The 19,072-nt window shown below is 67.6% G+C and carries 16 protein-coding genes; 8 read left to right on the forward strand and 8 right to left on the reverse strand.

Annotated features, from left to right (window positions below):
• Nucleotides 1-199 precede the first annotated feature (199 nt).
• The gene (locus tag IPI67_26175) at nucleotides 200-1,063 is read right to left on the reverse strand and encodes a fibro-slime domain-containing protein (protein MBK7583668.1); all 864 of its coding nucleotides are present in this window, start codon (nucleotides 1,061-1,063) and stop codon (nucleotides 200-202) included.
• A 200-nt stretch (nucleotides 1,064-1,263) separates the two neighbouring features.
• Here IPI67_26175 and IPI67_26180 point away from each other — a divergent pair, with 200 nt between their 5' ends.
• The 3 genes from IPI67_26180 to IPI67_26190 are packed head-to-tail and all read left to right on the forward strand — an operon-like array spanning nucleotide 1,264 to nucleotide 5,289.
• Nucleotides 1,264-2,235, forward strand: coding sequence for a hypothetical protein (locus IPI67_26180; GenBank protein MBK7583669.1), 972 nt, complete (start codon nucleotides 1,264-1,266; stop codon nucleotides 2,233-2,235).
• 53 nt (nucleotides 2,236-2,288) lie between these two features.
• Nucleotides 2,289-3,767 carry a DUF4178 domain-containing protein gene (locus IPI67_26185; GenBank protein ID MBK7583670.1) on the forward strand — a complete coding sequence of 493 codons (1,479 nt, stop codon included), beginning with the start codon at nucleotides 2,289-2,291 and terminating at the stop codon, nucleotides 3,765-3,767.
• Entirely contained in the window at nucleotides 3,715-5,289 is a 1,575-nt protein-coding gene (locus tag IPI67_26190) for a hypothetical protein (GenBank protein ID MBK7583671.1), read from the forward strand. The genes IPI67_26185 and IPI67_26190 overlap by 53 nt, the downstream gene beginning before the upstream one ends.
• 24 nt (nucleotides 5,290-5,313) lie before the next feature.
• On the opposite strand, the gene IPI67_26195 is transcribed toward IPI67_26190, so the two are convergent.
• Entirely contained in the window at nucleotides 5,314-6,036 is a 723-nt protein-coding gene (locus tag IPI67_26195; protein MBK7583672.1) for a CDP-alcohol phosphatidyltransferase family protein, read from the reverse strand.
• Between the two features lie 77 nt (nucleotides 6,037-6,113).
• Between IPI67_26195 and IPI67_26200 the strand changes: the two genes are divergently transcribed.
• The 3 genes from IPI67_26200 to IPI67_26210 are packed head-to-tail and all read left to right on the forward strand — an operon-like array spanning nucleotide 6,114 to nucleotide 8,556.
• Nucleotides 6,114-6,950 carry an SGNH/GDSL hydrolase family protein gene (locus IPI67_26200; GenBank protein ID MBK7583673.1) on the forward strand — a complete coding sequence of 279 codons (837 nt, stop codon included), beginning with the start codon at nucleotides 6,114-6,116 and terminating at the stop codon, nucleotides 6,948-6,950.
• Nucleotides 6,951-6,995: 45 nt separating this feature from the next.
• Nucleotides 6,996-7,877 (forward strand): amidohydrolase family protein, encoded by an 882-nt coding sequence (locus tag IPI67_26205; GenBank protein MBK7583674.1) that lies wholly within the window; start codon nucleotides 6,996-6,998, stop codon nucleotides 7,875-7,877.
• Nucleotides 7,813-8,556, forward strand: a complete 744-nt coding sequence (locus IPI67_26210; protein MBK7583675.1) for an amidohydrolase family protein — start codon at nucleotides 7,813-7,815, stop codon at nucleotides 8,554-8,556. The genes IPI67_26205 and IPI67_26210 overlap by 65 nt, the downstream gene beginning before the upstream one ends.
• Here the strand turns inward: IPI67_26210 and IPI67_26215 are convergent, their stop codons facing one another.
• A complete protein-coding gene (locus tag IPI67_26215; protein ID MBK7583676.1) occupies nucleotides 8,557-9,423 on the reverse strand; it encodes a hypothetical protein in 867 nt (288 codons plus the stop codon).
• A gap of 91 nt (nucleotides 9,424-9,514) precedes the next feature.
• Here IPI67_26215 and IPI67_26220 point away from each other — a divergent pair, with 91 nt between their 5' ends.
• A complete protein-coding gene (locus IPI67_26220; GenBank protein ID MBK7583677.1) occupies nucleotides 9,515-10,123 on the forward strand; it encodes a hypothetical protein in 609 nt (202 codons plus the stop codon).
• A 134-nt stretch (nucleotides 10,124-10,257) separates the two neighbouring features.
• Nucleotides 10,258-11,208: a hypothetical protein gene (locus IPI67_26225; protein ID MBK7583678.1), complete on the forward strand. Its 951-nt coding sequence runs from the start codon at nucleotides 10,258-10,260 to the stop codon at nucleotides 11,206-11,208.
• A 26-nt stretch (nucleotides 11,209-11,234) separates the two neighbouring features.
• On the opposite strand, the gene cysK is transcribed toward IPI67_26225, so the two are convergent.
• The 5 genes from cysK to IPI67_26250 all read right to left on the reverse strand — a co-directional run bounded on the left by cysK (nucleotide 11,235) and on the right by IPI67_26250 (nucleotide 19,008).
• A complete protein-coding gene (gene cysK, locus IPI67_26230; protein MBK7583679.1) occupies nucleotides 11,235-12,227 on the reverse strand; it encodes a cysteine synthase A in 993 nt (330 codons plus the stop codon).
• A gap of 42 nt (nucleotides 12,228-12,269) precedes the next feature.
• Nucleotides 12,270-13,835 (reverse strand): hypothetical protein, encoded by a 1,566-nt coding sequence (locus tag IPI67_26235; protein MBK7583680.1) that lies wholly within the window; start codon nucleotides 13,833-13,835, stop codon nucleotides 12,270-12,272.
• Nucleotides 13,835-15,964: a hypothetical protein gene (locus IPI67_26240; protein ID MBK7583681.1), complete on the reverse strand. Its 2,130-nt coding sequence runs from the start codon at nucleotides 15,962-15,964 to the stop codon at nucleotides 13,835-13,837. Before IPI67_26240 ends, IPI67_26235 begins: the two co-directional genes overlap by 1 nt.
• A 210-nt stretch (nucleotides 15,965-16,174) precedes the next feature.
• A complete protein-coding gene (locus IPI67_26245; GenBank protein MBK7583682.1) occupies nucleotides 16,175-17,119 on the reverse strand; it encodes a HEAT repeat domain-containing protein in 945 nt (314 codons plus the stop codon).
• Nucleotides 17,116-19,008, reverse strand: coding sequence for a hypothetical protein (locus IPI67_26250; protein ID MBK7583683.1), 1,893 nt, complete (start codon nucleotides 19,006-19,008; stop codon nucleotides 17,116-17,118). The genes IPI67_26245 and IPI67_26250 overlap by 4 nt, the downstream gene beginning before the upstream one ends.
• Nucleotides 19,009-19,072: the final 64 nt, after the last annotated feature.

Raw genomic sequence — 19,072 nt, forward strand, 5'->3', positions numbered from 1 at the left:
CCGCAGGCAAAGAGCCACCACGACGATTGGGTGGAGTCCGGCGATCCAAGTCGCCGGTCTGACTCCGGCGCAGTGGGGTTGTTTCGGGCTGTTGGCGCTCGGCCTCTACAGCTGGCGGCTGTCGCGAGCGGGCGGGCAATCCGTCGTGGGCTGAGGTCGCGAGACCTGCGCGCGGGCGACGCCGATGGCCCGCTCGCGTTCACTCACACAGATCGAACTCGTCGATCGTGGTCTCCAGCCGGAAGCTCGAGGCCGAGGTGTGGCGCTCGGCAAAAAACAGGTGGAATGGATAGACGTTGCCCGCGTCGAGCCCCAGCTCGGCTGCGCTCTGATCCAGCACGACGGTCTTGCTCTGAGAGCCATGGACTCCGCCCAGGTCGATCGCGAGGCGACGGTTGATGAACACCCAGAGATCATCGTCCCCGGTGAAGGTGAACACCTCTCCGCCCTGGTAGCGAAACTGGCTCCTCACCTCGAACGTGAAATGAAAATTGTGTGGATTGCCTTCGTTGCCGAAGAGCTGGCCATCGATGGGGAAGAAGGTTCCGTCACTGTAGGCGAGCTCGTTCGGCCCGGACTTGGAGAGCGGCAGCGTGAAGCTCGACGACAGGTTCACGCCGGGCACGTCTCGATACCACTCGTCGAACGCGGCCTTGCCGTGGGTCGTGCTCGTCGTCGGGGTGCCAGCGTAGACGGGTTTGTCGTCGTCACCGAGCAGGGCGAGGACCATGCCCGGGTCATCACCGATCGCACTCTCCATGTCGGGATGCGAAGCGTGGAAGTCGCGCACGACGCCAGCGAGCTTCGGCTGTTTGGGGCGCGGCGCGGAGCAGCCTTGCCAGGACCCGGCCACGCAGGTCTCGACGCCCTGTCCGCACACCGAGAAACACGCGCGTGCGCTGCCCGCGTCAGCGCATGCGTCCGGGTTCGCGGTGGGCAGACCGCTCTTGGAGCCGCAGGCCGCCAGCAGGAGCCCGAGTGTGACGCTGAGGACACGGCAGGCGGGCCGTACCCGCACAGCGACGTCGTTCCACGACCACGATCGCGGGCTCGCATGGCTCATGCGCACGAGTAATGCACGATTGGAGCCAGCCGGGGGGGGGGCGACAACTCTGGGCCCGAAGGCGGCGGGGGCGCCTGGAGCGGTCACTTCTCGAACGCCCCGCGGTCCAACTCCCCCAGAATGCCGCGCTCGAGTCCCGCCCGGCGCGCTCCGGCTCTTTCCGAGTGTGCGCACGCGCGAGGCTCTGTCACGATAGCAGCATGGAGCCGCTACCCGAGCCCGTTGTCCGGGCCATCATCCAGCGCTATGCGCGCCTGATCGAGCGACTGGGGCCCGAGCTCGGTGAGCGCCCGCTGGTGCTGCCCACCGAGAAGTTCTTCCCCGACGCATTCAAAGGTGATCTGAAGTCGCTCAAACGCCTGACGCGTCGCATGCAAGAGCACGCCGGCATGAGCGACATCCCCATCCTTCCCGTGCTGGTCGACGCCGAGGGCAAAGAGCACGAACACGGCGGAGGCGGCTGCGGCAGCGGCGCCTGCGCTGCACCGCAGACCAACACCGAGTCACCCACACGCCTGGTCGATGACGGAGAGACGTGGCGCCTGCAGCTTCAGGAAGCGGAGCTGCGGCATCCGGTTGCGTTGACGTGCACGGTCGCGCGCGCCCTGGGCTACGTGTTCCTGGTCGAAACCCAGAGCGATGAGGCGCCAATCGAGGAGCCCGTCGAGCTGAGTGTGGATCTGGCCAGCGTGGCCCTCGGTTTCGGCGAGCTGATGCTGGAGGGCTCCCACATCTATCAAAAGAGCTGCGGGGGTCCGAGCGTCGCCAAGCTCACGGCACTCGGTCCGGCGGAGCTCGGCGTCGCCTGCACACTGTTCGTGATGCGAGGCGAGCACTCCGCCCGCGCGCTCGCCAAAGAGCTGCCGCCAACCCAGAAAGAGGCCTTCGACGAAGCCCGGGCCCTGCTCGAGAAGAACAGCTCCCTCGCTCGTTGGCTCCGTGAGGAGCCGGCGCGCCTGCTGGAAGGAGAGCTCCAGCTGACGACCGAGCGCCCGCTCTTCGGGTTCCTCGGCAAGAAGAAGCGCGAGGAGGACCTGACCCTCGGTGACCTGGAGACGCTGCTCGCGAGCGCGAAGCCGGCGAAGAAGCCGAAAAAGAAAGACCGGGCCAGCCACGAGCTCGCTTCCCTGGTCGACGAGGCGCTCCGCGACGCTCGGGCCGAGACCGAGTGACTAGCGGGGTGACACCTCGCAAACTTCCCTGTTAGAGTCCGCCGAGCATTTAGATGGCCGTTGCGCAGGGGAGCTGCCCGAGTTGTGGGGCTTCGATCGAGTTCGGCGTCGGCTCGTCCATCGCCAAGGTCTGTGAGTTCTGCCGCGCGACCATCGTGCGCTCCGACCGCGGCCTGGAGAATCTCGGCAAGGTCGCCGACATCGCCAACACACCGTCGCTGATCGCCGTCGGAGATCAGGGCACCCTCTCGGGGCGCCCCTTCGAGGTGCTCGGTCGCGTGCAGCTCGACCACGGCAAGGGTCCCTGGGACGAGTACTACGTCACCTTCGACTACGGGCAGTCCTGGGGCTGGCTCGCGTACGCCCAGGGCAGGTGGTACGTGACCAACCAGACCCCCGGTCTGGCCATCCCCCCGTACACCGCGCTGTTCGTCGAGATGGACGTCCCGCTCGGCGCGGCCGGCAACTTCCGCATCGCCGAGATCAAGACCGGGACCGTCGTCAGCGCCGAGGGTGAGCTGCCCGCGGCCATCCCCCGGGGCTTCGTTCGGCACTACGCCGACTGTTACGGCGTGAACAACGCCTTCGCGACCCTCGACTACCACGACAACCGCGGCTCGTACGAGGTGTTCACCGGCTGGGTGTTCGACGAACCCCAGATGGTCGTCACCCAGCTGGGTCAGCGCAGCGCGCAGAAGGTCAAGTCCGCGCAGATCAAATGCCCTCAGTGTGGGGGCGACATCCCCAAGCTGTCCGGCGAGCGAGCCGAACGCGTCGGTTGCCCGTACTGCGGCGCGGTCAGCGACATCGCACTGCAGCAGGTCGTCGCGCAGCAAGAGCGCGCGATGCAGCTACCGCCGATCCCCATCGGTTCGCGCGGCACGCTGGACGGCGCCGAGTACGTTTGTATCGCGTACATGCGGCGCTCGAGTGATTTCGAGGGCGACCGTTACACCTGGGAAGAGTTCCTGCTCTGGTCGCAGCCCGTCGGTTTCCGCTGGTTGGTCAAGGATCCGGAGAGCGGGTGGAGCTGGGTCACAGCGGTGAACCTGGCGGAGCTCGACTTGAACGGTATGCCGAGCCAGGTCGGCTGGGGCGGCCGTAGCTTCTCTCGCCGCAACCAGAACGTCGCCCGGGTCGACTACGTGCTCGGTGAGGTCTACTGGAAGTGCGAGCTCGGCGAAGAGACCCAGGTCACCGACTTCGTGAGCGGCAGCGACGTGCTCTCGCGCGAAGCGGGCGGCGGCGAGGCCAACTGGAGTTACTCGGCGGCAATGCCCTGGGCGGTGATCGCCAACGCCTTCGGTTTGCCGGTGGACGGCGCAGGAGGCCAGGGTTTCTCGACAGCATCTGGCGGCGGCGGCTCGAGCGGTGGTTGTGCATCGACGACCGTCATTCTGATCGTGGTCGTCTTGATCCTGTTGATCTGCATGCTGGGCGCCTGCGGTTCGTGTCTGGGCGATGGAAGCGGAAGTAGCAGTGGCAGCAGTGGCTACCGAGGCGGGTCCGGCGTCTACTCCGGCGGCAAGTGAACGACCGGCGACGGACGTCGCCGCGCCGCCGTTCTACTTCGCGGTGCTGGGACTTGCAGCCCTGGCCGGCGCGGCGCACGAAGTGTTCGCGGTGCAGCCGGCACTCTACGTGCCGGTTAGCGCGGCACACGATCGACTCCTGATCGGCGTGACCGGGCTGGGCGCGATGGCCTTTGGCATGCTCGCGGGTCGCAGCCGCGCGGGGGATCCGTTCGCGAGCTTGCCGTGGGCGTTCAGCCTCGCTTCTTTCAGCGTCGCGCTCTCCGCGCCCCTCGCCTTCATCGCCTTCGGTCGTGGGGAGCCGCTCGCGGCGCTCGCACACGGCAACGCACTCGCCACCGGCGCGACACTCGGCGCCTGCCTGGCCCTCGCGATCCGCGCACTCGGACGCACGCTGGTGCAGCTCGACGCTCCCTGGCGCTTGGCGAACCCCTTCCGACTGCTCGGCGTGGCGCTGATGTGTGGTGTTGCCGCCGGCGCGGCGTCGATGGTTGGCCCGCTCCGCGCGGCGCTGGCGCTGGCCATGGTGCTGGCCGCGCTCGGAGCCTGGACCCCATCACTGCGTTTTTTTCTCGAGCGACGCTCCTCGCCTTCGGCGCGCCTGGCCCGCGTCAGCACGCTCTCTGTGTGTCTGCTCTGGCTGGTCGGATTCTTGGCGTGCGAGCGACTGTTGCCGACCGCCGAACTGCATCGCTACGCGAACCCGGTCGTGTTCTTCCGCGAGACCGAGCGCGCAGCCTACGCGGTCACTTCGGGCCAGGAAGGGTTCGAGCTCTTCGTCGACGGTCGCCTCACCGCTTCCACTCTGGACGAGAGACGCTACTTCGAGGCCTTGGTGCAACCCACACTGGGCTTGGCGAAGCGCCGCGCAAAGGTCCTGATCTTCGGCGGTGGGACGGGACTGGCCGAGCGCGAGGTGCTCCGCCACTCGGATGTCGAGTCCGTGACCGTGGTCGTCGTGGACCGCTCGCTGCCCGACCTGGCGCGCCGCCTGAGCTGGCTGAGGGCGCGGGCACGCGACTCGCTCGACGACGCCCGCATTCACATCGTCGAGCGCGAGCCCATCGTCTGGTTGAGTGAGGGCAACGAGCGTTTTGATCTCGCCATCGTCGACCTTCCCGACCCCGAGACGCCGGTCGAGGGCAAGAACTTCACCCGCTTTTTTTACCGTCGCCTGAAGGAGCGCCTGGCTCCCGGCGGCCTCTTCGTCGTGCAGGCAACCAGCCCGTTTTCGTCGCCCGTGACCTTCGATTCGATCGTCGCGACCCTCCGCGCCGAGCACTTGCACCCGCGGCCGTATCACGCCGCCGTGCCCTCGCTCGGCGAGTGGGGTTTTGTGCTCGGATTCGTCGAGCCCCCCGCCGGGCTCAACTTCGAGCCCGCCGCGCGCTGGTTGTCGGGAACGACCGTGGCCGAGCTCGCCTACCAGCCGAAGGACTTCACCCCGCCCCACGCGGGTCGACCCGCAACGCTCCACGACCAGACCGTGGTCGAGGAGTTCGGTCACGAACGCGCGCACTGAACGAAGCCGCGCACCCTCGCGCACTCAGGCTTCGCGCGAGCGGAACCGACCGAAACGCAGAGCGAGCCAGGCCAGACTCTTCAGCGCGTAGAGCACGTTCACGACCAGATACGCATAGAAGTAGAAGTCGATACGTCCAGCGATGGCGACGTACAGGATGTACGACGGGTAGTGCACCAGGAATTTCGCGACTCCCATCGGGATGGCCAGGAGTGAGACGACGAGGGAGCGTTTGCCCTCGGCCTTGCCCTCTTTTGCATCCGCCGGCTTGCCGGAGATCTCCGGTCGGCGCTGAAACGTCGTGATGGCAATGCCCGTCGAGAGAGCGATCAACCCGGCCACGCCCAGCAGCAGGAACGTCGTATCGTGGCGCTCGAGATACAACCGCACGGCGACCGCACCGAGCACCATGAATGCCTTGATTTCGTCCATCAAGAAGTCGAGCAGGTGCCCCGTCGCTGACGCCGTTCCGCGGTAACGCGCCAGCATGCCGTCGACGCAGTCGAGCACGTAGGACAGCTCGAACACGACGACTGCGGCGAGCAGCCCTGCGTAACCCGGCAAGAACACGATGCCGAGCGCGCTCACGGCGGCCACCACGAAGGCCCCGAGTGTGATCTGATCCGGCGTGACGCGAGTCTTCTCCAGCGACCACACAATGACCGCCGCCGGCGGCCGCGCGACGTAGGTGTTCCAGAACAGGTCCGGACGCTTGCGCGTTTTCTGGTAGACCTCGACGACACCCACGCCCAAGGTCATAGCGAAATTCGGCAGCCCGGGCGAAGATTGCGCGGCCATCGGGCGTGCTACGCCTGAAGCCCCGCATGCCCACCCCCGCCATCGAGAGACCCTCAGCCCCGGCGCTCGCAACCGCGGCCATCGTGCTGCTGGCTGCGGTCTTCGTGCGCTGCTCTGGGACCACACCAGGCCCGGCCGCCTCCCCCGAAGCCGGGCGCTCCACCGCGCCCGAGGCCCAACCCGAAGCGTCGGCCGCGCCGGCCGCGGCGTCCACCGAGGCGAGCAGCGCGCCCGCAGCATCAGCGGGAGAGGCAGCGCCAGAGCGCAAACGTTATGCGGTCGCCGCCCTCGGCGATTCCCTGACCGATGCCCGCTCCTCCGGCGGCAAGTACCTGGCGTACTTGCAGAAACGCTGCCCGGACAGCCGCTTCGAAAACTTCGGCAAGGGCGGCGACATGGTCAACCAGATCCGCCGCCGCTTCGAGGCCGACGTGCTCCCGAACGGGCACGACTACACCCACCTGATCGTCTTCGGTGGGGTGAACGATCTTTACAGTGATCTCACGGCGGGTCGCACGCCGGAGAAGATCAGCGCCGATCTCTCGGCGATCTATGCGGCGGCGCACGAGCGAAAATGGCAGATCGTCGCGCTGACCGTCGCGCCCTGGGGTGGCTTCACCAAGTATTACAACCCGAAGCGCGCCGGCTCGACCAAGGTGTTGAACGCTTGGATCAGCGCCCAGCTCGCCACGAAAAAGGTCGACCACGTGATCGATGCGTTCAGCCTGCTCTCTTGCGGCGACGCCGAGCGTTTATGCCCGGAGTTTGCCAAGCCCATGCACGACGGCCTGCACTTCGGCCCCGCCGGACACGAAAAGCTGGGCGCTGCGCTGTTCGAGGCAGTGTTTTCCGAATGTCGCTGAGCACGCGCTGACGGCGTGCTCGGTGTATGCTGCGCTGACGCTCGCATGTCGACCCGCGCTCGAGTGCTCGTCAACGGAGGGGTCGTGACGCTCGATCCGAGCCGGCCGCGCGCAAGCGTCCTGCGCGTCGAGGCCGGGCGTGTGACCCACATCGCGGACGACGCGCGCGGCCTCGCCGGCGAGCGTGTCGATCTCGCCGGCGCGGTCGTGCTGCCCGGGCTCTCGGACGCGCACCTACACGTCGCGGGCATCGGCCGACGAACGCGCGAGCTCGATCTAGGTCGCCTTCCAACGCTCGCTGCGGCGCTGGCGGCAATTCAACAGCAGCATCGAGCCCGGGGCGCCGATGCCTGGCTCCTGGGTCGGGGCTGGGACCAGAACCTGTGGCCCGGCGGGCATTACCCGACGGAAGAGCACCTGGAACAGGCCGCCCCGGGTCGCGCAGTTGCCCTCACCCGCATCGACGGACACGCGCTGTGGGTCAGCCGACGGGCGCGCGAGCTGGCAGGCATCGGGGCAAACACCGTGGACCCGCCCGGCGGCTCCATCGTGCGCAACGAGCGCGGCGCACCCACCGGGATCTTGCTCGACAGCGCGATGGGGCTCGTGACCGCGAGGATCCCCGAGGCTGCGCGCGGAGCTGCGAGGCGATCTGGTCCGCGGCCTGCTCGCGTGCGCGGCGGTCGGGCTCACGAGTGTGCACGACATGGGGGTGACCCCCGAGATGGCCGATCTCTTCGCAGAGCTCGAGCGCGCGGGGGAGCTGCCGATCCGCGTATTCGGGCACCTGTATGCAAATCTGGACGAGCTCTCGGAGCGCATGAGCTCACCGGTACGGCGGGCACGCTACCAGGAGGTGGGCGTGAAGCTGTTCGCGGACGGCGCCCTCGGCTCCCACGGCGCACTGCTCCTGTGCCCCTACTGTGATCGCGCGGACACCTCGGGACTTGCGCTGATGACGCCCGAGGAGCTGGACCATGCAGCGGACGTGGTTCACCGCGCCGGTCTGCAGCTCGCCATCCACGCCATTGGTGATCTCGCCAACCGCCGCGCGCTCGATGCCATCCAACGGGCGCAGGGTTCGGATCACAGCCGGCGCCACCGCGTCGAACACGCGCAGCTCCTGACCGCGGAGGACATTCCGCGCTTCGCCGAGCTCGGCGTGGTCGCGAGCATGCAGCCGTCCCACGCCACCAGCGACATGGGTTGGGTCGAGGCGCGCGTCGGCCGTGAGCGGCTCGCCGGGGCCTACGCCTGGCGCCGTCTGAAAACGAGTGGAGCCCTCCTGGCGTTCGGTTCGGATGCACCCATCGAGCACGAGAATCCCTGGTTCGGCTTGCACGCCGCGGTCACGCGGGAAGCTCGACCGGGCGGCCCGGAAGGAGGCTGGTTTCCCGAGCAACGGCTCAATCTGAGCGAGGCCCTCGACGCCTTCGTGAGTGGGCCGGCCCGCGCCGTTGGCCAGGACGAGCCGCGCCTTGCACCCGGAGCGCGTGCCGATCTGAGCGTGGTCGATCGGGACCCCTTCAGTCTGGCACCCGCCGATCTCTGGCGCGTCGAGCCCGCCGCCACCTGGGTGGACGGCTTCGAGGTCTTTCGGCGCTGATCAGCCAAAACTCGCGTCGTCACCCGCGGCGGCGGCGGCGGCGCCCACGGCGGCGGCCGCATGACGAGCGCGCGCGCGCTCGAAGAACGCGTCGAGGGCCCGATTGAGCGCGTCGGCCCCGCGAGCGAAGGCGACCGCAGCAAAACCGTGAGCCACACTCGCGACCGGCGGCGGCACCTGCCCCGTGTAGTAGGTCCAGCACTGCCGACTCGTGCCCCAGTACTCGAGGAAGATCCCGAGCAAGGAGCCCGCCAAGAACAGCAGGAAGTCTCGGCGCGGATCCCGGCACGCCAGGGTCACTCCCAGCATCAAAGCGATCACGACCTGGGTCGCCCTGATGTCGATGGTGTGTCGCGAGAAGGCGATCATGCTCACCACGAAGCTCGGTAGTGTCACCCAGTACGCGATCCAGAACCACGAGGCCGAAACGCCACGGCCGCCGCGAGCCCCATCGACCGCGCGGTCGAGCATGCGTGCCATCCGGTCGATGGCGAGCGTCGCGATAGGCCACGCCGGCAAGATCCACAGGGGCGGGCGCTCACTGGTGAAGTAGGTCCAGATCTGCGTGTTGGTTCCCCACCACTCGATCACACCGCCACCCACGAAGCCGACCGCGAGAAATACGAGATCGCGCCGCAGGGAGACACTCCACGTGAGCATCAGCGCCATCCACACCCAGGTGCCGGTGAGCAACCAGTCCATGCCCCCGCTCGGGTCGATGAGGTCACTCCAGCGATAACCGACGGCGCCGCCGACGCTCAAGAGGAGGCCCAGCGCCACGAGGCTCCGGCGATCCCAGCCGGCGCGCAGGGCAGGCCAAAATCCTCGCCCCGAAGGCGTTTCTTTGGGGACTGCCCGCGCGCTCACGCCCGCCAGAATAGCGCGGATCCGCCGTCCGAAACGCCGACGGCCAAGACCGATGGACGGTGCCCGAAATTGACGCTAGAAAACGCCCCCCATGGCCACGACGACGGTCCGACGACGGCGGCGAGAAGAGCCCATCCCGGTAGCGAGCGGTCATTTCTTGATCGCGGCCGCAATGCTCGGCGCGATGATCGTGCTGCCGTTCTCGCCGATCGCGAACTGGATCGCCCCGCCCGAGAAGGACGTGACCGACACGTCGAACTGGCAGGTCGGCAACGTTGGCAAGGCCAAGGTGACACTCATCACGGCGGACTTCGATCAGCTGGGTTGCTCTCACCCGGACGTGTTCGACGGCGCGCGCTGTTCGCACAAGAGTGACACCGAGGCCAACCCCAAGGATCCGGGCGCGCCCCTCGACGACAACAACACGAACCTGGTCCAGCCCTTCCGGACCTGGCCCGACAACAAACTCGTGCTCATCGCGGGTCTCTGGTCCGAGCCCAACATGGCGCTACGCCTCCACCGCGAGCCTTCGGCCGGCGTCGATCAGAAGAAACTTTCGCGCTTCGTCTCCGACTGCGAGCTGAAGTTCATTGGCAAGGTCGACAACGTGAAGGTGCGCTGGTCGCCGGGCCAGGCCTGGCAACAAGAAGGCGCTGCCATGGTCGCCCGCCCGGTGAGCTGCTCACTCAGCCCGGAGTGACTCGGAAAATGGCCAACGTCGGCGGTGCACGGCTGCCGCCAAACAACCGCGACTGACCGCAGCGTCCGGGGACACGCTCCGAATCGCAGGTGGTTGCGGTTCGCATCCCGCGGTCATCGTGATACCGTCTCGGCATGCGCTGGCGGTGTTTGGGGTGCGCGGTCATCGGGCTGCTCAGCGCGCGGGCCTCCGCGCAGAGCGCGGCTCCGCCGCCTTCGGAGGCCCCACCCGGCGGCGCTAGCGGAGTGGAGGCCCCGACACCACCTGCTCCACCTCCTCCACCGGCCCCTGCCCCCGCGCCACCGCCCACCGCAACAGCCCCTGGCCCCGCGCCTCCACCGCCCCCCGGCGCGCCAAGGCCGTCGGGCGCGCCGCCGCCTGGCTACTATTACCCGCCGCCCGCCGGCTACACCTATCCCACGCCGCCTCCTGGCTACTACTACCCCCCGCCCGGCGCGTACGGATACGCGCCCGGCTACGCCCCCGCGGCTCCGCCGCCACCCGCGCCCAAGAAACCCGACCAGACCGAGTACCGGCACGACGGCTTCTACCTGCGCATGGGCCTCGGACTCGGCTACGGCCGCGTCGTCGCGGAGAGCACCGGCGACAGCAACGACGTCAAGGCCACGTATACAGGCCTGGGGCCTGCGTACGAGCTGCTCATCGGCGGCACCTTGGGCAGCGGCTTCGTGCTCGGGGGTGGCTTCGTCGGCCAGGACGTGACGGAGCCGGATGTGGAGGTCACGACCGCCAACGTGAGTGTCAGTGGTTCGATCCAGAACCAGTCGCTCGGCATCGTCGCGGTGGGCCTGTTCCTCGACTGGTTCCCCGATCCAAAAGGCGGCGCACACGTCGGGCTCCTGATCGGTCCGGCAAACATCGGCCTGCAGAACGAGAACGGAGGCTCGGCCGATGGCTCGGGAGCTTCCCTCTTCGGCGGCTACGACTTCTGGATCGGCAAACAGTGGTCACTCGGCGTCGAGGGGCGTTTCGTGGCCGTGCTCGCGAGCCACGACCGATACGGCGCGAGTTATGACGACGCCGCGACCAGCTATCAGCTGATGCTGACCGCGCTCTTGCACTGAAGTTCGCAGCGGATACCGCGCGCGGCTCAGGCCGGCTTGGCCGTCATGACCTCGTCGAACAGTCCCTCGTAGAGCGCACCCGTCAGGTAGCGCTCGCCGGAATCCGGCAGCACGACGACGATGGTCTTGTCGGCGAAGCGCGGGTCGTTGGCCACCCGCAGCGCCGCCGTCATGGCGGCCCCGCACGAGATCCCCGCCAAGATCCCCTCTTCCTTGGCCAGGCGCCGCGCCATCTCGATGGCCTCCTCGTTCGTGACCTGCTCGACCTGATCGACCAGGGAGAGATCGTGGTTCTTGGGTACGAAACCTGCGCCAATGCCCTGGATCTTGTGCGGCCCCGGCGCGGGAGCAACGCCTGCGAGGGTCTGGGTGATGACGGGAGAGGCCGCAGGCTCTACCGCCACCGAGTGGAGCGCCTTGCCTTTCACCTTCTCGAAGTAGCGACTCACGCCCGTCAACGTGCCACCGGTGCCGACGCCGGCGACGAGCACGTCGACATCCCCATCGGTGTCCTGCCAGATCTCCGGCCCGGTCGTGGTCTCGTGGATCGCCGGGTTGGCCGGGTTCTCGAACTGCCGAACGGCAACGTAACGCTCCGGCTCCGACTGCAAGAGCTCCTCGGCGTGACTGATCGCGCCTTTCATGCCCTGAGCACCCGGCGTGAGAACGAGCTTGGCGCCCAGCGCCACCAGCACCTTCCGCCGCTCCATGCTCATCGTCTCCGGCATGGTGAGCACACACTCGATGCCGCGCGAGGCCGCTGCGAACGCCAGCGCAATTCCGGTGTTGCCGCTGGTTGCCTCGATGATGGCCTTACCCGGAACGAGGAGGCCTTTCTTCTCCGCGTCCCACACCATCGCCGCGCCGATGCGACACTTGACCGAGTAGGCGGGATTTCGTCCCTCGATCTTGGCGAGCACGATCGCCTTTGCGCCGGCGGTGATGCGACCAACGCGCACCAGCGGCGTGCGACCAATGCTCTGCGAGTTGTCGGCAAAGACCCCAGGATGACGCGCCATGCAGCGAACGGTACCAGACGCAGCCCGCGCCGGCAGCTCCGCTCAGCGGCAGCAGCGCACGGCAGCGACATCCGTCATGGGTTGCTCGAGCGCTTGGGGCGTAACCCGCGCGCGGTACCGGCAATCGACCGTCCAGGGGTCGCGCGTCAGGTCGTTGGGGCCGGCCAGGAGGATTGACGAGCTGTTGCCGCCTGCAACAATTTCGCTCCTGCCGGTGATCAGCGAACGAAGCTCGCTGCGTTTGTCCGCGGCCACACTTGGCTCCTCGCGTCCGAGGGCCGGCGCCAAGCGTTCTCGCTCGGCCCGCGCAACGAGAGCGTAGAGGGTCGAGCGTTTTGTGCCCGTCTCGACCTCCAGCGGATAGGTGCAGGCACACGCCAGGTACCACTCGTCCGACGTGCACAGACGTTTGCCGCTCACTTCGCACACCTGCGCGGGATCCGTCGCACGCCGGGGTGCTCTCGAGAGCGGCGTCTCGTCCAGATCCATGCTGAAGCGAGCGCCCGCCACCTCGAAGGACACACTCCGCGCTTTCCAGTCGACGACGGCCTCCGTCGCCCCACACACATGGGTACCAACTCCAAGCCGAGGCGAAGCTCGCGAGAGCGACCGCTGGGCCAAGAGCGTCGTCGCGCCCATGATCAGCGCCGCAACAGTCAGGCTCACGAGCAGTGACGAGAGCCGCGGACGCTTCAGCGGCATTTCATCGAGCGCGGCGAAGGGTAACAGCTCGCGCAGGCCCAGCAGCTGCGCTAGCACGCCGAACACCGCAAACAGCACCAGCAGCGCCGGCAAGAGCAGACTGGCACCCAGGCAGAACACCAGGATCAGCCCTCGCGTACGGAAGCGCGACAACCAACGGTGAATGAGGGCGCCTCCGTCAGCGACGAACAAGGGCGTGAGGCTGATGGTCACGAGCCCCAGCACGAGGCCCGGCATTCGCGTCGGCGGTAGAAATGCGTGCACACCGACGACCCCAACGAACACCAGCGTCGCGACTCGGGGAAAGGGCAGCAGCTCGACGCCCGGGAGAGCCAGTGGACGCGTCGAAAAGTAAGCCGCGGCGTAGGAAGCAAAAGCAAAGGTCGAGAGCGCCAGCACCAACACGAAGTGCCGCCCCAGACCCTGGGCGACGAGCGCGATCGCAAACGTTGGATCGGCTCGCGTCGAGAACACGGTCAACTTCTCCGCCAGGGGCAGCGCGAACTGCCCGAGCTGGTCGTGGAGCGCAAAGCTCAACGACGTCGACGCGCCGAGTCCGGTGAGCATGCCGCGGGAGCTCGCGTGCGCATAGGAGGCGCCGAACAGGACGGCGTAGAGCTGCAGCATGGCGGCGCGCTGCCGCGCTGGCGCTCCGCGGGCGTCCAGAGCAGCGCCCACCAAGGACCACACACTGAGAACGACGACAACGGCCCCCGCCAGCCAGACGTTGCCCAGAAACGAAATACCGATCACACCCGCAACCGCGGCCAGGAACCAGAGCACCGCGCGTACCAACGAGGGGTCGTCGCTGCCAAAGCGGTCGGCGATCTTGCGAACGAGAGCCAGCGCCACCACCGTCCCCAGGGACGCGACGACGACCGCTATGGCAACGAGCCAGCCCGACATCAGCGCACCTCCACCGAGCCCTGCGTGCCGTCGAGTTGCACCGACTGCCCGAGGGGGAGGCTCGTGACCGGCAAGCGCTGCACGGTGATGACGCTGGGTATGCCAAGCTCACGTGCCAGCTGCGCCATGGGGGAGAGTGCGCCACCGCCGGTGAGGATTACACCGCTCGCGGACAGCACGTGCCAGGCGAACTCCGGCCGTCCGTCGGGCAAGACCACGATGGACCCGGGCGGGATCTGTTGACGAGCGTCTGCCGGCGCGGCTGCCTGCCCACGAGCGACTCCGGGGGTGAGGCCGACCACGGCCAGCGCCGAGTCCGCCATGGACAGCATCGAATCGGGCGGCGCCGGCTCGACGATGCGCTCCGGGGTCTCCATCAAGTGGCGCGCCTCGAACCCGAGCTTCTCCTCGTCCCAGGCGGCAGCAAAGGCCTCGCGCTCGGCCGGTGAGCTGATCCAGAGTTTCATCTCGTCGCGCCCGGCATAGAGATGTCGGTCACCAACGAAGACACCACTCCAGTCCGTCGCACCGCGAGCCACGACCTGCGCAACGAAGTCGCGCACGCTCTTCTCGCTCTCTTCCAGGTGTCGGCGCGCGCGTTCCGACTCGCCGGAGCAACTCGCGGCGCGGCGGCCGAGCAGCGGTTTGAGCCGTTTGTGGACACCGGGCACCGGCTCCCCCGTTGCACCGTCCGACAACATTCCCACCACCGACTCGATCAACCAACGACGCAGCCCCAGCGCGACGTGCTCCTTCGACAGCGGCAAGAGCACGCGCGCGCGCCACGCCTCGAGCCGGCGAAAACTCGTCCCAACCTCCTGCCCCACCTCGGGTGGTTTGGCGAAAGGGCGGCGTGGCACGGGCCGAGCGAGGGCGAACAGGCGCCAGATGGGCTCGGAAAACAGGACCTCGACGGCGAGCCTGCCGAGCGCTCGGCGCAGCACCTCCATGTCCAGGTAACGCACACCCTCTTCGAAACGCACCTCGTCCGGCGCGACGGTCGTGAGACCACCGAGAGCCTCGTTGGCGCCCTCGGTGAGCACGCTCGCATCACCGAAGGTCTCGCACACGAAGCGCGGCAAGCGGGGGAACAGCGCCTCGAGCGGGCCGCCGCTGCTCACCCAGGTCTTGGGTGTCTCGGTCTGCACACGCCGCACAGACTGCACCCAGAGTTGCCCGCGCTCGACCGCGAAGTGGACCAGCACCGTACCCCCGAGCTCGCGATCGAGAGCCACGGCCAGCGCGGCGAGTCGATTCATCCAGCTGGGGGTGCTGTCGAGGGCAGTGTGAGGGGCGATGGCCAGCACGGTCCCGTCGATCAGATCGAAGCTGACGGTCATGGTCGGCGCGCGACGTTTAGCGAAATCGATCAAGACCGAGTCCGCTCGCCCATCGATGCCGCGCGACTGCACGACACCCGAGACGTCAGCATCGATCTGACGTTGCAGCACCACCGACCGCGCCAAGGTCGCGACCTGACGCATGCGTCGCCGGTAGTCCAGGGCCGCCGGGCCGTCACCGGACTCGGCGACCCGCTGTATCGCTGAGAGGAGCTTGCGAGTGTCACTCGGATCGACGTCGGACTCGGTGATGAACACGCCGGGATACGTCGCAGCGGGATCGACCCCGCGGAACGACGGCCGCACCTGGAGCCGCCCACCGGCGGAGCTGTGCAAGAACGCCTGGATCGAGCCGAGCGCACCGGCGGGGAGCGAGCTCTGCGGGTCAGCGTCACGCCGCGCGGCGCGGCTCTCCTTGAGCCAGGCCTCGGTGAGCTCCGAGGTCAAAACGAGGGTCTCGGGCACTGACACTCCCAGCGCGACCACCCGCGAGAGGGTCTGCGCCTCCATGCCGATCCGATCCGGCGAGACCGTGCGGCTCAGCGACAGGGTTCGAAGGTCGCCGGCCCAGCGCGGATCCCGACGAGCATCGCGAGCTCGGAGCAGCAGCTCGACACCGAGGATCCCGAGAACGGACAGGAGCACCGTACCCAGCGCGCCCGTGACGTTGCCACCACCGAAAGCGTTCGACAGCCCGAACGAGAGCGCCGAAGCGATGGCAACGATGCTTGCGTAGGTGAACGCCAGCGCCAGCGCGATCAGCGGGAACGCCCCGAGGAACGGGACCACCTACGCGTCCCCCGCTCCGCACCCTGGGAGCAATCGGTCCAGCTCGAGAGTCTTACCCAACCTCGAGGGCATTAAGCGACGCGGCACAATCTGTCAAAAAAGCCGCACTCACACGGGCATGGCCCGAGCGACCAAGCTGCCCAGCTCGCCCTTCCGAAATTGGAGCCTGCGCGGGCGGGCTCGCTCGAACCCACCCCGTTCAGCTGATGCTCAGCGCTTCTGCCGGCTCTGCTGGCGCTCGACCTTCTGGATCATGCTGTCGACGGCCTTCACGTCGGCGCCGCTGATGCTGCGCGCGCTCGCGAGCAGGCTGACGGTCTCGGGATGGTCGACGATCAAGATCGCCTCCCTCGCCGCGGTGCGCAGGCTGCCCTTGTCGCGCGCGAAGCGCGGCACCACGGCGTCGGCACACAGCTTGCGGACCTCGAGCCCGGTGGCCGCGGCCTTCGGACCCAGTGACTTCCAGGCCCAGCTCGAGCCCACCGTGCCGAGAGCGCTGATGGCAGCTTCCGCCACGTTCGCGTCCTTCGTGCTCTCGAGCAGGGCCGCGAGGTGTTTCGCGCTCTCGATGCGCATCATCTCACCCAGGCCGTGGACCGCCGAGAGCAGCAGCGGATCGCCAGTCTTGGCGTGGCTCGTGAGCAGCTTGAGCTCGGCGTCCCCGCCGACCCGACCGAGGGCGCGCGCCGCAGCCATGCGCACCTGAGCGCTCGGAACCGATGACTCGAAGATGGCCGCAGCAACCACACCGCCGCGCGGATCCCGCAGAATGCCGACCGCCTCCAGCATGCCGGACGCGAGGGCATCCCACTCGGCGGCCGTCAGGCTGCCGCGCGCGGGCGCCTTGAACGCCAGCGCCTCGAGCATGGGCAGGAGCGCCGGCGCACCGAGACCGCGGAGCTCACGCGAGACCGTCGGGAAGGGATTGCGGTTCTTGCGATAACTCTCCGGGCGGTGGCCCTTGACGTTCTTCACTGCCTCGAACGCCTTGGGTTGAGCGACCTTCGCCGCGGCGATGTCGTTCTCGAGCTTGGAACGCGCGTCGTTCGGCAGCACGGACGGAGCGATGGAGATCCCATCGGCCAATGCGTTCGGCGCCACGAGCAGCGCGCCTCCAACCATCAGCGAGACCAACACGTTACGAAAGGCGCTCATTTTCCACTCTCCCACCAGAAGTTCTTGGCGAACGGCGCCGGCGCGCTCTCGTTCGTACCGCAGTGCACCTCCCCCAGTGCCTCGTGATAAAACCAGTCGTCCGTGAAGTGAATCTTCAGCCCCTGACCGTCGGCGCCAAGCTGGCTCGCCGGCGAACCGAGCCGAGCCACGATGTCCGCCTCGAACGGGTCGCCACCTCCGACGTCGGGTCCGTAGGGTTTGGCGATGTCAGCGACGTTGCCCAGCATGCGCATGTTCACCATGCCGGGGTTCCACGCCACCTTCTCTTCGTTACCGAGGTCCTCGAACCAGGTCGGGATCTCGATGATGTCGGCGTCGGTGATGCCCGTCTCGGCCTTCATGATGTCGATGTGGCCCTGGATCTTGGCCTCGGCGACCTGACTCCACTTCATCAGCTGAGTGTTGGCGAGGGCGCCCGAGACGCTGGTCTCGAAGCTGCCACCCTTGCCCTGGTGCAGCGTGCCGGAGCCCTGGCCCTTGGCCGCCAGATCCTCGAGCATCTTGGTCATGAGCACGGGCGACGCCACCAGGAGCTTCCAGCCCCGCGGTGTGTTGGCCGGCACCCAGTGGAAGAACTCGTCGACGTGCTCCACCGCGAGCCAGGTGGTGTCGAGCACGATGGCCGGCCCCTGCACACCCTGGGTGTTGTAGAACAGAGCCGTGCTCGTCAGGATCTTGTTGCCGTGGATGATCCGGCCCATCGGGTAACCGTCGAAGGGCGGCACCAGGTCGTGGTTGCCGTGTGAGTCCTGAGTGTTTCCGGTCCAGCGCTGCGCGAAGCTGTAGAGCTCGGCCGCACCGAGGTCGGGTCCGAACGCTGCCGCGGGACGGCCTCGCTCCGGATTACCCATGATCCACCGGATCGGGTGGTAGTCCTCGACCACGTCCTTGCTGGCGTTCTGCGGCGGCCGACCCCAAGGCCGCGAGTTGAAGATGCGCATGCCCTGCACGGTCCCGTTGGGTCCGGGGAATCCGGTCCAGCCGGTCTGGAAGAAGTCCTCCGTCCAGATGTCCGACCAGCCGCCGTCCTGGTTCCAGCTGTACGGGTACGGTGTGTATTTCACACCCGAGGCCTGAGCTGCGTCGGTGTTTCCTTGCACGAACTCCGGCGAGGCCTCGGACGAATACATCGTGTCGTGCGGACCGAGGCTACCGAAGAGCACCCAGGGTGCCACCCGTAGCTTGACGTGATCGTAGCCGTCCGGCACGTCCTTCGAGGCGTACCGCTCGCCAGTTCCGGCCTTGTCCACCTCGTAGCTGAGGTCGACGAGCCCGGTCCACGCATTACGCTTCTCGTCGCTCGCGGGGTTCAGCGTCCGCATGTCCATGCCCTTGAAGCGGCGGCCCTCGATCAGGAAGGTCGCCCCCGCGAGCACCTCGGCGTTCGTCAGCTTGGCCTCGAGCACGTAGCTGCAGTCGCCGGCAGTGCTGCAGGCTCCCATGCTGCCCATGACCAGCGGGGTCGAGCCGTCCAGGTTCTGCTTGAAGATGCGCACGCTCTCGGCCGCTTCCGGCTCGATGCGAACGACACCCTCGGCGTCCGGCGGTGCGTCTGGCCAGCCGCTGACCTTGAACGTCGCCAGGTCGAGTTTGTCGGCCTCGCCGTTGATGATGTCATCATCACAGTCGCGCTTGCCGTCCAGGTCGTCGTCATCGAGGTTGGCGATGAACGAGGCGCCGACCTTGGCATCCCACTGGTCCTCGCCCTCTTGATCCGTCAAGGCGTCGACCACGCCGTCACGATTCGAATCCGCGACCAGGTCGATGACCACAGGTGGCGCTGCGGAGCCGCCGCCACCGCTGTCACTGCCGCATGCGACAGCCCCCAGCGTCAGTGTTACGGAAGTGAGCCAACGGTATCGAAACATCGACGTCTCCTGACCCCCCAATGCACTAACCGCGTGGAGCCTGCCTCGGGATTGGAAGGTGGGC

Source organism: Myxococcales bacterium (assembly GCA_016706225.1).
Lineage (GTDB): Bacteria > Myxococcota_A > Polyangia > Polyangiales > Polyangiaceae > JADJKB01.